At 72.5% G+C, this 15,413-nt stretch carries 1 protein-coding gene (cut by a window edge); it reads right to left on the minus strand.

Annotated elements, in window-relative coordinates:
- Positions 1 to 15,413, minus strand: partial view of a hypothetical protein gene (locus ACGFNI_RS07775; RefSeq protein WP_393681620.1) — the end only. The gene runs 29,914 nt beyond the window's last position; 15,413 of the gene's 45,327 nt are visible here — the last part of the coding sequence; its start codon lies beyond the right edge, outside the window; the stop codon is at positions 1 to 3.

The following is a 15,413-nucleotide window of genomic DNA, read 5'->3' on the forward strand; positions in this document are numbered from 1 at the left end:
TCATCCCCTGGCCTCCGGGGCGGCGAGAAGGTCCGTCCCCTGGAGGATCATATCCAGGCCCTGGGCCCCGACGTCCTTGTTCCCAGCCCCTGTTGGGGGAGGGGACGGTACCGGGTGGCCAGCGCTGCCGGGCGGCGGCAGGTCCGGGAGCACGTAGTCGAGGACCGTACCGGTACCGGCGTCGAAGGTCACCCGGAGCCGGAACGGCAGCTCCGCGCCCGCGTCGGCGACCAGGACGTGGGGGTAATCCGCCAACTCCTGGGCCTGCCGGGCACGTCGGGCCGTCAGGTACGCAGCGACCCGCAGCCGGTCGGTGGTCCAGCCGTCCGGCAGCACCTCCGGTGCGTACCACGCGTCCCACGCCTTCCCGGCGAACCGGTCGCGGAGTTGCGCCGCCAGCTCCGCGGCGCCCGGTCCGTGCGGTGCCGCGTCAGGATCGTCGGACCAGGTGCGGACCTCGGGGTCGGAGGGCAGCCGGCCGGCATCGGCCTTCTGGAGCTGGGTCAGCGCCGACGCTGTCTCCTGCGCCGTCCATGTCCGCTCCGCCGAGGAGTGCGGCTGCCATCCGGCCGGCTCCACGGGCATCGGGGCCAACTGCCGTACGCGCGCCGCGAGTGCGTCCACGTCCGAAGCGGCAGGCTCCACGCCGAGCAGCCGGTACGCCGCCTCCGCGAGGTCGGCGTCGCTGCCGAGGAGGAGGGCGGCGACCGGGTCGGGGTCAGCGGCGGTCCCCTGGGAGTGGGCCGGATCCGCCCCTGCCACCGTGAACTTCACCGGGACGGCCGTCCCCTGCACCTGGTTGTATGCCGCGTCGACATGCTCCTGGAGGCGCCGCAACGCGCCTTCGTAGTCCGCGTCGTCGACTCCGCTCCCCTGGGCGGGGCGGGGCACCGTGGCGGTGAGGTGTACGCCGTGCTCGCCGCCGCTGAACAGCGCGTGCCGTACGGCGAGGCCGACCGAGCCGCCGCCCACCGGCACCCGTACCGTGACCGGCCCGCCCGTGGCGACCAGTGCGTCCTCGCTCCACCGGGGCAGCGGCTGCCGCGCCGACGGCCGGATCCAGACGTGTTCGCCGTCGCGCACGAAGCCCTCGACGCGGACGCCGTTGCCGGTGCCTGACCACAGGTAGCCGGTGTCGTACAGGGTGATGTCGCCTGCGTCCAGCGCCCGTTCGTGGCCCTGCGCCACCGCGTCCCACAGTCCTTCGATCGTCCATTCCGACGGGAAGAGCATCGTCCATTTACCACCGGCCGGCATCTGCCAGTCCTCCGTATCGGTGGCCTCCCTACCGGCCGTCTCCGGACCGTGCGCCCCGGTGTTCCGGTCCGGCAGGAGACTCGCCCGTGCGGTGGCGACGCCGTTCGCCTCCTTCCAGTCGACCTCCCGCACCACGCCGTCCTCACGGACCAGCTTCTTGCGCGGCCGGTACCACATGCCCCGCTCGCGCTGGCTGTCCGCGTCGTGGAGGAAGTGGCCGGCGAGGTTGCGGGCCCGGTCGCCGTCCAGGACCAGCCGTTCCAGCCGCTCGGTGACGCGCGGGCCCGGCGTACCAGGATGGGGAGCGAGGAAGGAAGGCGCCCGGAGGTCGGCCTGGACGGGGTGCAGCCCGAAGTCGACGATGTTCCCCTCGGCGTCGGCCTCGCCCCACAGCCGCAGGCCCTGGTAGACCCCGTCGAAGCGGCGCGGCACCGACGGGTCCTGCCGGCTGCCGCCGTCCCGCCGCCAGGCCAGATACGCCTGCTCGACGGCGTAAGTCACCTGTTCCGACGACCAGTTGGGCGGCAGCATCAGCAACGGCTCGGTCGTATGTGCCGTACGGGCGAGATAGGTGCCGTTGGGGTGCGGCTGCCCGACCCGGTACGAGGAGGGGCGGGCCCCCGTCCCGGCCGGTTCGAGCAGCCCCGGGGAACCGGCGCCGCCGTACAGCACCCGCCGCCGCACGTCCAGGGGCACCCGCACCCGCGCGGGGCCATCGGCATCCGGCGTGCCGGTGCGGGCGGCGCCCGATGGGGTGTCATCGGTCGCGCGGCCCTGCCGCCGGACCTGGCCGGCATCGGCGGCGGCCCGCCAGGCGTCGTCGATGGCCTGCCCGAGGGATCGCAACTCCCGTGGTTCCAGGACCACTTCACCGGATCCGGACAGCAGCGGGACGGGCCCGGGGGCCGGAGGCTGCGCGTCGGAGCCCGGCGTGACCAGGACGAACTCCAGCGGCTCCCCGTCCGGCAGACGGTAGGCGGTGGTGGTGTGCACGGCACCGGGCAGGTCCGGCTGCCCCGGCGCCGTGCGCAGGACCACCCGGGTCGTCCAGGGCCCGCCCTGGTGGCGCACCCGGCTGACCTCAAGACCCTGGAACAGTCCGGACGGCTGGTATCCGAAGCCGCCCTGTCCTGCCGGTCCCGGCACGTCGACGCGGATGGTGCCGAGCGTCATCGGCGGGAGCGGTGGCTCACCGGTGCCCGAAGTGGCGGCTCCCGGGGTGGATTCGGCGCCCGCGCCGGCCTGCTGGTGGCCGCCGGCCGGGGGCGGAACCGGCCCGTCCGGGTGCGCGAGGGCGATGGCCGCCGCCTGCCGGGAGGGCGGCGCCTGCTCTTCGACCCCCGACATGTCCGAGACCGTGTCGCTGTCGGAATCCGTGCCGGAATCCCCTTCCGCATCCGTGTCCGTGTCCATGTGTGCGTCCGTGTCCATGTCCGTGTCCGTGTCCTGACGCGGGCCATCGGGCTCGTAGGGGCTCCGCTCCCCCGGCGTCGGCGCGCTCGGCCGCGGCGGGGCTGAGCGGCCACTCAGTACGGAGAAGATGTCCGAAGCGTCGTCCGGGTCCATGGCGGGCTCGTCCCCATCGGACTCCGGATCCCGCACCCCGTACGCGGCGAGGTCGTCGTCGCTGTCCGACTCCGGATCCCGCACGCCATACGCGGCGAGGTCATCCTCACTGCTGTCATCCGGCAGGAGCGGCGATGCCGCCATCCGTTCGTCCTCCGGCCAGAACTGCTCGGCCGCATCGGACGGCACCAGCCGGTAGTCACGGATCGTGCCTTCGGCGTCGGTCCTGACCTGGAGTGCCAGGTCGTCGTGGCCCGGGACGGTTCCGGTGACCACATCGCGCCCCGGTGTGTCCGACCTGCCCTGCTGCGCCGCGCGGAAGGCGAGCAGCCGCAGTTCGTCATCGGTGAGTCCGGCGGGCAGCTCGTCCCCCGTTTCCTTGTACCAGGCCCCGGGGGCGAATGCCGGCCGGAGCTGGGCGAGCAGTTCTTCGACGGTGCTCCGGCGGGTGGCGAACGGTGCCAGCTCCTCGGCCCGGTACGTCTCCAGCAGCACCCTCGCCCCCGGGTCGGCGGCCATCCCCGCCGGTGTCCTGTGGCGTTGCGCCGTCACGATGTGCTGCTCCGCGTCGTGCGGGAGCCAGGCGTCGGCCGCATGCGGGGACGGCATCGGCACCTGTCGGCAGGCGGCAGCGAGCAGCGCGTCTATCTGCTGGGCAGCGGGCGGAATGCCCAGCAGCTGCTGTGCCAGCGCAGCCGGTCCGACCCGGGCACACAGCGCGAGAAGTTCGGCCGGCTGCGGCGACCGGGCTCCCGGCGCCGGCCCGACGGGCACGACGTCGAAGCGGACCAAGGGCCGCCCGTCACCCCGGGGCACCTTGTTGTACGTCGCGTCGATCTCCTCCTGGACCTCGTCCAGATAGTCCGTGAGCTCGTTCTGCTGGTCGGCGTCCATGCCGTGCGGGACGGACAGTTCGACGGCCAGTTGCACGCCCAGATCACCGTCGTCGAGCACGATGTGCGACACCCGGAAGGGAGCCTCAGTGGTGCCGCTGGTAGGCAGCCGGACCGAGTGCTCCTGGGACTGCGCGAGGTGCTCGTCGTCGTCCCAGGTGGACCAGGTCACCCTCGGCTGATGCACGGAGGGGCGGACCCAGATGTGGCGTCCCTGGAGCGTGTAGCCCTGGATACGGACGCCGTTGCTCTCGCCGGTCCACAGGTAGCCCGCGCCCAGGGCGTCGTCGCCCTCGGTGTGCCAGCTGAACCGCCCGCTGTCCAGGGCGCGAGTGTGGGCGTCGCGGACCGCGCCCCACAGGGCATCGGCCGTCCATGCTTGCGGGAAGAGCAGGTGTCCGCCGTTGTGGCCGTCGGCGACCGTATGCCACCACTTGAGATCTCCGAGCTCCCCCGGTCGCGGGGAGATACGTAGGTCCAGCAGCCTCACCTCCCCAGCCCGGACGCCGTTCTCCAGGGGTTCCCCGCCCACCACTTCGTACCAAATGCCGCGCCTCATCTGGTTTGTGGGCGCAAAGCCGTGATAGCCGCCCACGCCCTTGGCACGGTCGCCGTCGAGCACGAAGCGTTCCGTGAAGCGGGTGATCAGTGGCGCGCCGCCCGGGGTCGGCTCCGGCAGCAGGGTGCGGAACAGGGGGACTTGGAGTGCGCGCGGTGCCCGTCCGGTGTCGTTGGGGTCGGTCTGCTGTTCGTGCGGGGCGAAGTCGAGGATCTTGCCGGAGGCGTCGGCGACTCCCCGTACCCGCAGGCCCTGATAGACCCCGTCGAAGGCGACCCGGCCCGCCCCGTCGGGCCAGATTCCCCCGTTGGCACGCCAGTTGAGGTACGCCTGCTCGGCGGCCTTCACCACCTCGTCCTCGGTCATGTGGCGGGGGAACATCATCACCGGGGCGCCCTCGGCCGTCGGCCGGCCGGCGAGGTCCCCGCCCGTGGGGTGGTGGACGACGCCGTCGCTGCCCGCCGTGGGCTGCGACGGAAAGCGTGCCAGATAGGTGCCGTTGGGGTTCATCTCCTCCACACGCTGCGGGTACTCGCGGTGGATCGCGTGGTTCCGTGGCGCCATCCGCCCCGGACGGGCGGTGCCGGGGTCGCCCCACAGCACTCGCCGGCGGACCTCCAGCGGGACGGAGACGCGCTCGGCCTCGGGGTCAGGCCGACGCCCGGCCGCACGGTCCTGGGGTGCGCCGTCACCGTGCGCTTCCTCCGCCTGCGCGAGGCGCGCCTGCTGCACGGACGACCAGAGCATCTGCAGGTCGTGCGGCAGCCACCGCAGGTTCGGCACCTCTGCGGCGAAGGACGACGGCAAGTCACTGTTCAGCCAGGTGCGGCCCCACGGGTCGAGGTACTGCCCGGCCATGATCGAGCCGTCCTCGTCCAGCGGGCGCGGCCATCCTTCCTGGTACCAGTCCTGGCCGCCGAAGAGGTGACTGAACTCGTGCAGCACGATCAGCGGAGGAGTGCCCACGAACCACTCGGCACTGTTCGCCCGGCCGTTGCCCGGGAACAGCGACACCGTGTGGTGGGCGCGGGAGCCGTCGTTGGTGAATTCCACGACGAACTGCACCAGATCGCCGTCGGGGAAGCGGTGCCCGACGTTGTGGAACATGTCCACGTACGGGAGGACTTGCTGCTTCTTGGCCGCCACCTCGGCGGGCGAGAGTGCGGGATCGGCGACCATGTGAACCCGCGCGATCAGCCGGCTCAGCTTCGTCCCGTCGCCGAGGTGATGGCGCCTGACCTCGAACCGCTGGAAGGGCACGGGCGCGAGATGGCCCAACCCCTCCATGAACTTCTCGGACGGCTGCTTCACCTGGATCCGCTCGATCTCGGCCCCGAGCGACACCACGTGGAGCCGGTGACCGGGGCCGGCCGGACCGTCGAGGTCGGGTGCCCGCTCGACGGAGGTGACGATGCCGCGCTCGCCCGGGGAAATGACCACTGGCGCCCCGGGGTTGCCGGGGAAGAGGGGGTGCGTGCCGGTCGCCCGGAAGCCGGTGTAGACGATCTCCGTGTTGCCGGCGGCCTGCGGATGGGCGACCACGAGGCTCAGGTCCAGTTCGCGGCCCGTCATGTACGGCACCTGCTGCGAGGCGAAGCGCTGCCGGACGGCACCGTGGTGGGCGGGCAGCCTGCGCAGCCCGGCCGCGGCGACGGCGGCGGTGACCATGGCGGGCAGCGTCCGGTCGCCGAGTGCCTGCCCGAAGTCGGGGAGCGCGTCGCCGACGACGAGGGAGTACACGGTGGCCAGTTCGAAGGCGTGGAAGGGCTGCTGCCCGGCTTCTCCGCCTGCCAGGCCGTGAAGGAAGTGGCGGAAGGCGGCCGTGTCGTAAGGGGCCGGCCGGTCGGCCCTGAGCCTTGTGAGGTAGCGGTAGTCCAACTCCACGGGCCGGTAGCCGTCCTGGATACGGCGCATCGGGTCGTCGGCGAGCAGCCAGCGGGCGCGCCAGGCCGACGTGTCCTGCCGTTGCTGCGTGAGGTGCGCGTGCGCCTGGCGGATGCGCTCCGGCGTCGCGAACAGCTCGTTGATCCGCGCGAAGCGTTCCTGGTGGACGCCGTCGTAGCGGAACAGGGAGGGGGCGCCGCCGGTACGCTGCAGTCTGCGGTTGCCGTTCGCGTACTCCTGGTGGGCGAACGCCGGCACCGCCGAGGGCACCGTCGTCCCGGGGGACCGCTCCCATGCCGCGTACGGGAGCGAGGCCCCGGCCTGGTAGTGCTGGTGCAGTTCGCCGAAGAGTCCGCGCACCGCGTCCACCATGGAGTCCGACAGCTCGCCGGGAACGCCTTCGCCCCGGTCGTCCAGCCTGACCGCGATCTGGGCGATGTGGTCGACGAGCCACTCCGCGGGGACCTGGCCGGTGAAATACGCGTGGAAGACGCCGCGCGACTCGGATGCCGCGGTGGCGATGAGCACCTGGCGCGGCCCGTGGAAGAGTTCGGCGTAGCGGCGGAACACCTCGGCGGCGGGCAGCCGGACGGTCCCGTTGCCGTCGCGCAGCGGCAGGCCGTCGAGGAGGAGCGACTTGACGAGGGAGTCCACGGGCAGGATCCGGCCGCTGTCGTCACCACCGGTCCAGGCCAGCCGCAGGTACTGCCTGACGGTTTCCGAGACGCGGGCGCCGGCCGTCTCGTCGGCGGCGACGGTCTGCCGGTAGGCATCGCCGATCTCCGGCCAGACGTGCGCCACCCGCTCCCGCATCTCGTCGGGCCTGGCACTGGTGCGGCACAGCTCGCTGAGCTCGGCGCTCACGGGGTGTACGCCGTCGGGCGGGCCCGGCACGGCACCTGTCGGACCGGCGGCCGGGGCGTCGGGCGCACTCTCGTCGTGCGTCCAGGGCCCGACGGTCCCGGTCATGAAGCGGCGGACGGCAATCGTCCGGTCTGCATCCCCCAACGCCTCGATGAGCGGCAGGTGTTGCTCCAGGAAGGCGTCGAGCCCGCGCTTGCGGAGGTGGTAGGACTCCTCGGGCCCGGCGGCCAGCAGCGGGTGCTGGGTCCTGCCGTCCTCCGGCTGCTGCGACTGCTCCCACGTCGCGTAGTGCGTGCGCAGCAGCCGCAGGGCCTGCCGCGACCTGCGGAGGTCGCCTGCGGCCCGTTCGGCCGGGGTCGGCCGGGGGTCGAGATCGGTGTCGAGCGGGAAGGCCGGGGTCCGGGCGGAGGTGTCCGGTGCCTGCGCGGACTCCTCCGGGGTCCGGGCGGAGGTGTCCGTGCCCGGTCCCGGAGCCGGGGTCCGGCCCGGCGGCTCCCCCGGTGCCGCCGCGCTGTACCGCACGCCGGAGTCCTGGCCCGGCGCGAAGAACCCGGGCTCCCCGGGCGGGAGCTGCGAGGGACCGGCCCCGTCGCCGGGTGCCGACGGCATGTGGACGTCGCCGGGCCCGCCGTAGGGGCCGAAGCCCGCGTCGTCCAGGAAGCCCTGGGTGGTGGGCTGTTCCTCCGTCGCCTCGTCAGGCTGCAGGTACAGGCGCATGTGACCGTCGACGGTGCCCTCCACGCGCACGACCCGCAGGACGGGGGTCTGCGGCAGCAGCACCGCCCCTTCGGGGAACTCGTCGTGGAATTCGTGCCATTCCCGGGGGATCCGGCGTCCGTGCACCCCGGCGATGTGCAGCTCGATGTTCTGCCCGCCACGCGGGAGCACGGGGGCCGGGGACATCGCCAGCAGGTGCCCGAGGTAGACGTGGGAGCCGATCAGTTGGGAGCCGAACATGTGGTTCGCGAGCGTGTCCTGATCGGACCACAGGAAAGCCGGCTGCTCGTGCGTGGGCAGGGCCGACAGGGTGTGCTCCACGATGTCCAGCAGCGCCGGGCCCAGCGGGTTCTCCCCGTCGAGCACGGTCCGCGCTTCGGCGCGTGCCGCCGCGCTGCCCAGCCACCGGGTCACGGTCTCGCCCGGATCGGCCCCGCTCGCCACCGGAGGAAGCAACTCCCCCGGCAGCCACTGCCACAGCGCCTGGTAGGCGTCGGGCACCGCGCCGGCCCCCGTACCGCCCGCGCCGCCCTGCACCTGCTCGTACGCGGCCCTTACCAGGTCCATCGGTACGTCTTCATCCAACCCGCCCGGCGCACCCGGTTCCTCCAGGCCGTCGAGAAGGCCGCCCCACGGGTCATCGTCCAGGTCGTCGAAGAGGCCGCCCCACGGGTCGTCGTCGAGCCCGCCCTCCTGCCCGGAGCCGACGGCATCCCCCCGCAGACCGGCCCCCGGCTCCCCGGACACCGGCTCCATCGGCACGTCACCGTCCGGACCGCCCCACGCACCCGGTTCCGCCAGGCCGTACCCGGTCACCTCGGGTTCGGCCCTGAAGGGATTGGCTGCGGTGATGCGCCGGGTCGTCAGGAAGTCGTAGAAGCCGCGTACGGCGGAGAGGCGGGCTTCCCGCTGCCCCGTGCGGGCCTTGTCCACGAAGGCTGCGACCGTGGCCGCGGAGGGCGACAACAACGCCTCTCCCTCGTGTCCTTCGCGCCCCACGAATTCCCACCACGCGCGCAGATCCGCGGCGTAGCCCTGACGGCTTTTCGGGTTCTCCCGCGTGGCCAGCCAGTCACGGACCTGCTCAACGGCCGCAGGCCCCGCCTCGTCGAAGCTTCTCCGCGTCGGCCGGCGACGCACCCGTGCAGCCGGGTTCGCCGACCGCGGGAGCTGCCCCGACGCCCCGGTCCGGCGCGCGACGGGCAGCGGCGCGTCCGTGACCTCCAAGGCGCCGGGCGCGGGCCTGCTGAGCGCCTGGTTCAGCCGCCGGGTCATCTCCACCGGCAGCTGTTCCGGCAGCCGACGGCGGACCTCGGCATGCCACAGGTCGCGCCGGCGGCGCCGCCCCAGCCTGATCTGCTCCGCGCTCAGCCCGCCGCGCCCCGCGGCCTCCTCCAACGACGCGACGGTCGCCTCCAGCGCCTCGGCCCAGCTGTCCCACACACGGGGGATGTCGATGCCGAGGGGCAGCATGGACGCCATCCGCGGCGCCATGGTGTCGGTCCGTTCCAGCCCTGCCAGTGCGTTCAGGAGACGAGCGCGCAGGTCCGGGCCGACCGTGCCGGCCCGCACCGCGTCGTCGAGCCGGACGAGATGGTTCCAGCCCTCCTCCACCTGCGCCGACGAGGCTTCGGCCGCGCTCTCGGCCCTGCGCAGATAGCTGTCGGCCGCATCCTCGAACTGCCGGGCGGCCACCACCGCGGGGGTCTCCGGCACAGGCGCCGACGGCCCCTGAGTGCTGCCTTGGGTGGTCGCCGGGTCGTTCCGTCCCGGCACCCGGCTCCGGAGTCGCCAGAAGATCTGGTCGAGTCGGCCGAGGCGCTCCGTGCGTTCCGTCGCCTCGACGTTCCGTTCCTCCAGGTGGCGGCGGAGAGCCTGGTCCTTCGACGGCAGCACCGTCTCCGCCAGCGGATCCCTGCCCCGGTCGTGCAGGTAGCGCTCCCAACCCGCCAGTGCCAGACCCCGGTTCACCGCGGTCTGCGCTCGCAGCTGCCCGCCGAGCCACTCGCCCGACGCCTCGACGAGCGGGTGCGCGTCGCCGTAGCGCGCGGAGAGATGGGCGAGCAATTCGTCCACGATGACCGGAACCCGGGCTGTCGCCCCGGTGCCGCGCGCCGACTGCCACTCCTGGGGGCTCAGCCGGTGCATGAGGAAATCGTCCGCGTCGGAGCGCAGGCGCCTGCGCTCATCCGCCTGGAGCGTCCTGCCGTCGGCCCCCTGGACCCCGCCGAGGAACGTGTCGTACTCCTCATCGGCCGACGGCAGGTTCCTCTCGGTCAGCGGATGCCGGCCCCGCCCCCACAAATACTCGCTCCACTGAAGCAGCGCCTTCGCCAGGTCCTCCTGCGGCGGCGCGCCACGCCGCACGTACGACGCGAGCCACTCCCGGACCGTGTTGCCCAGCTCCTCGCCTCCCCGCTCCGCCAGCTGCCCCACCACGTCGTCCGTGGTCAGGCCCGGATAGACGCTCGGTGCGAGATCTTCGAGGTAGCCGCAGCGCTCCGCATGCTTGTAGAGGGCCCGCGCAGCCAATTGGTGATGATTCGTCAATTTCCGTGTGGAAGACCCGGATTCGTTCTGGATCAGACGCGCCGTCGCCACGTCCCATACCCCCAGATCCCGCAGGAATGTACCCATTTGCTCGTGAGGCGTGGCAGGGAATTGCAGGCGCCCGTCCCGTGCCTGCTCCCACCACGGACGGATGTCACCCGCATAGGTCCGCAGGCTCTTCCGGGCGAGGCGACGCTGGTTGAGCCACTCGTCCACCAGCCGGACGAAGGGGTGCGTCGCACCGTGCACGCCTGCCATGTCGGACACCAGCTTCGTGACCGCAGGAGGAATGGTGAACGAATTACCTCCGGCCGTAGCCGGGTTGACCTGTTCCAGCGGCCTGTCGGCGAGCCGCCCGAAGATCTGATCGAGGAGGGTCAAGGGCTGCGTGCCCCCCGTCGACCCGATGTTCTGCTCCTTCAGGTGGCGGCGGAAGCCCTGGTCCCTCGACGGCCGCTCCACCTCCGTCAGCGGATCCCTGTCCCGGTCGTGCAGGTACTGCCCCCAGACCGCCAGCACCCGCCTCCGGTTCGCACGGGTCAACTCGCCCTGCTGCCCGCCGCTTTGCGCCCTCCGTTGCGCGTCGAGCCACTCGCGCGTCGCCTCGATGAAGGGGTGCGAGTCGCCGTAGCGCACGGAGAGATGGGCAAGCAATTCCTCCTCCGTGCCACCCGGAACCCGGGGCGTTGCCTCGGTGAGGGGATGGCCTTCGGTCCGGCTCCGGAGCCGATCGAAGAGCTGGTTGAGGCGGCCGATGTGCCTCATGCGTACCGCCAGGCTGATGCCCTGCTCCGCCAGGTGGCTGTCGAACTCCTGGTCATCCGACGGCCGCACCGTCTCCGCCAGCGGATCCCTGCCCCGGCCGTACACGTACTGCTCCCAACCCCGCAGCGCCCGGACCCGGTCCTCACGGGACCGCTTTTCCTGCTCCTCGCTCCGTTGCGCACCCTGTTCCCCGCCGAGCCACTCACGCGATGCCCCGACGAACGGGTGCGATGCGCCGTAGCGTGCGGAGAGGTGAGCAAGCAACGCGTCGGCGGTGGCCGAGTTGTTCCGTTCCTGCATCCGGCTCCGGAGACGCCCGAAGATCTGGTCGAGGCGGGCGAGGCGCTTCGCGCGTACCGCCGGCCCGATGTTCTTCCCCTCCAGGTGGCTGTCGAACTCCTGGTCATCCGACGGCCGCACCGTCTCCGCCAGCGGATCCCTGCCCCGGTCGTGCAGGTACTCCTCCCAACCCGCCAGCTCCCGCCTCCGGTCCTGCCTGGTCCGCACGGTCTGTTGCGCGTCGAGCCACTCACCCGCCACCTCGACGAGCGGGTGCGACGCGCCGTAGCGCGCGGAGAGATGAGCGAGCAATTCCTCCACCGTGCCGGCCGGCTTCCTTCCGGGAGCGGCCCTTGGGGCAGTGGGGCGTGGCGCGGCGGCCCTCGCCCCGGGGTCGCGCACCGGCTGCCACGCGTGGGGATTCCGCCGGTACATGACGAAATCGTCCACATCGGAGCGCAGCCGACTGCGTACGCTCCCATGAAGCGTCCGGCCATCGGCCCCCGCGACCATGCAGAGGAAGGTGTCGTACTCCTCATCGGCCGACGGCAAGTCCTCTTCGGTCAGCGGATGCCGGTCCCGCGCACGCAGATACTCACCCCACTGAAGCAGCGCCCTCGCCAAGTCCTCCTGCAGCGCGTCGCCCTGCTTGTGCGTCGCAAGCCACTCCCGCGCCGTGTTGTCCAGCTGCTCGCTCCCCCACTCCGCCACCTTCGCCAACGCGTCGTTCACCGTCAGGCCCGTATGGACGCCCGGCCGGTTCAGCGGCTTGCGCCGGGCGGCGCGCGGGCCTACGACCCGATTCCCGGCGCCCGGTGCGGGGCGGCGGGATGCCGGCTGCGGGTGACCGGTCCCGCCCTCCCTGGGCGCCGCCCCTCCGGAATGGCCCGGGGACGGGTTCCCAGCCGCTGGTGCCGGGCCGGCCGCCTCGGGTCCTGGCGGCTGCGGCAGCGGGCTCGCGGTGTTCGCCGTGGCGGAGCCGGCCTGCGCCATCTCCCGCAGTGCCGCCAGCAGTTGCCCGCGCAGCGGCCCTGCGTCGTCATGCCCGGCCCGCACCGCCTCGTCGAGCTGTGCCAGGTACTCCCGGCCTTCCTCCTGCCGCGCGGCAGGTACCGCGACGCCCTGGGGGCTCTTGCTCCACGACCGCAGATAGCCCTGGACGGCGACGACGAGCTGTCCGGCGTGCAGCCCGGTCGGGGGCTCCTGCGTCTGTGCCGACGACGCCTGGCCCGCTCCCTGCCTGGCCGATACGGCGTCGGCGTCCGGCATGCCGGGGTTCTCCCGCTCCGGCCGCTGCTGCGGGGCAGCCGTCTCCAGAGCGCCGGACCGTCGGTTCGTGCCGCCGCTGTCCTCGAACGGGTCGGCCTCGATGTCGCCCCGCTTCTTCAAGAAGGCGTAGAAGGCCCGGGGGGCGGCAAGATCCCTGTTGCCTGCCTTGGACGGCGTGTCGCCTCGCTGCACAGCGGAGCGCACCTGCGCCACGTAGTCCGTGGCCATGGTGGGTGCAGGAGTCAGCAGCCTCGTCTGCGGCAGGTGCTGCCACCACGTCCGCAGCCCCGCGGCATAGCGCAACTGGGTGTCCCACGTGACGATTTCATGGAGGAATGCGGCGACGAGGCGAGCCTCATCGCTTCCCACCCCGTGCACGTCCTCCAGGTCGATGATCAGCCCTCGGGCCCGGTCCGGCCAGCCGGAGAGGTCGATGAGGCGAGCGACGGCCACCGGCTCGTACCTGTCCCGGACGGCACCTCCTGACGCCGGGTGGTCCGTCTGCAGCGGCTCCGGGCCCAGGTCGTGCGTCAGGCTCAGGTCCGGGTCCGGATCCAGGTCCATGAAGTCGTCGGTGACCGGTACGGTCGCGGCGGCGTTCCCCTCCCGGGCCGCCAGCCACGGCGCCAGAACACCATCCAGCCGCGCCGCCCAGTCCTGCGCCTGGCCGGCCGGCAGCCGGCCCGTCACCTCCTCGCGATACGCCAGTCCACGGTCGACCCACTCCCCCCATACCGCCAGGTCCAGGGCGGTGACGCCGGTCTCTCCCGCCAGCGAGCCCAGCAGCGACACCGTGGTGTCCAGCTCGGACAGCCATGCGTTCGTGGCCGCCGCCCCGCCGTGGACCGGGTGTCCCCGGAGTTCCGGGTGGACCACCAAGTGCCCGTGGAACAAGGTGACCAGCGCACGCTTCTTCTGGCGCGTCGCATCCGCCCCCGGGCCCGTCGCCTCCTGATGCACCGCGAGGAAGGCGTCGAACGCGTCGTCCCGCAAGGGGCTGATGGTGACGGTCAGGGGGTGTGCGCCCCGCTCACGGAGATGGTGACGCCATGCCTGCAGGGCACTGGCGCGCAGGCCCCTGGTATACGGGTTCAGCCGCTCCTCACTCAGCCAGCTGCGCGCGGCTGCGGCGAACTGCGTGTCTCCCTCACGCTGCAGTTCCGAGATCAGGCGGTGCGCCTCGCCACGCCACTGCTCCGTCCCGTCAGCAGGTGTGCCGTCCTGGCCGTTGCCGGGGCCCGCCTCCTCGTCGGCAGCCGAGGCGGCGGATCCCGTGCCGGCGGTACGCAGCCGGGCCAGCGCCCTGTCGATGGCCCGGCCGGCATCGCCCCGAAGGCCCGTCAGGAAGTGGTCCGCGGTCCGGTTCTTCCACAGGTCCCGCCGGAACTGTTCTCCCGACTTGATCCGGAACTCGTGGAGGGTGGACCGGGTCACGGAGGTGTGAGAGAGCGGCAGGTAGGCCGTGAACGGCGCGTTCACGAAGTTGCCCAGCAGGTTGAACCACCGGACCCAGGCAACGGGATCGGCGTCCTTTGCGGGGAGGCGGGACGGGGCGAACGGCGCGGACGGACTGGGAGCACTGGCCGCGTCCAGCCGCTCCATCTGGGCCAGCAGCCGGTCGCGCAGCTCTGGGCCGGTGTCGCCTGCGTAGACCTCGTCGTCCAGGTCGGCGAGCAGCCGCCAGCCCTCGTCGAGCTGCTCACGGGATGCCGGGCCCTCGTGTGCCTCAGCCCATGCCACGTAGTTCCCGGCCTGGCCCTGGTCCGTGTCCATCGGAACGGCCGCTGTCTCATCGGCCGCGGCGGACTCCAGCGGTCCGGGGCCCGAAGAGGTACCGGACGGGCCCGCTTCCCGCCTGCCCTCCGTGCCCCGTGCGGAGTCCTTACGGACCGTGCCGGTCCGGTGCGCGCCGCTGCGGCGGATCGGCCCGCCTCCGGGCAACCGCCGCTGCCGCTCGTCCTCCGTACCGATCCAGGTATGGCCCTCCGCCCGCGCCCGCTGCGACACCTCGACGGCCGCGGCCTCAGCAGCCGCCCGGCCCTGAGCAGCCAGCACCTCACTCACCTCGGCCACCGCCGCGTGCGTCCGCGCCAGCCGCTCCGCGTCCAGCACCGGCGGCCACCGCAGGATCCCCGACGCCTCCGTATAGCGGGCCAGCGCCTCCTCGGAAAGGCCCCCGGAACCGCCGTCCCGCTCCTCTTCCGTGCCCTGCGGCGCCAACGGCTCGTCGCCGGACGCCGCCGGACGCAGATACAGCCGCCGGTATCCACGGGGCCGCGCTTCCTCGCGCACCACCTCGAAGAGCGGGGTGCGCGAGAGCATGGCGGCCCCCTCCAGGAACTCCGCCTGGAACTCGGGCCATTGGTGCGGGATGTACGGCCCCGACACGCCGTCGATGAACAACTCGACGTTCTGGCCGTCCTCTGGAAACAGCGGATACCGGGATACCGGCAGCACGTGTCCCAAGGAGACCAGGGAGCCGGCCCCGTAGCCGCCAAACGTGTCCTCGTCGGCCCACAGGAACGAGCGGCCGATGTGCACGGGCATGGCGCTCAGCGTGCCCTCAAGGAGCGCCAGCACGGCGAAGCCCAGCGGATCCTGACCGTCCAGCCGGCCCCTCACCTCGGCACGCGCCGCGGGATCGCCCAGCCACCGCGTCACGGCTTCGCCCAGGCCGGCCGACGTCCCCGCCATCTCGGCGAATTCCGGTGGCAGGAGTTGTTGCAAGGTCAATTCGGCGTGGCTGTACGGCAACACGCCGCCCGCATCGGCGCCGGGGCCGCCGGCCTGTTGCCCCAGGTCCATCGGCA

This window comes from Streptomyces sp. NPDC048644, assembly GCF_043199105.1.
Lineage (GTDB): Bacteria > Actinomycetota > Actinomycetes > Streptomycetales > Streptomycetaceae > Streptomyces.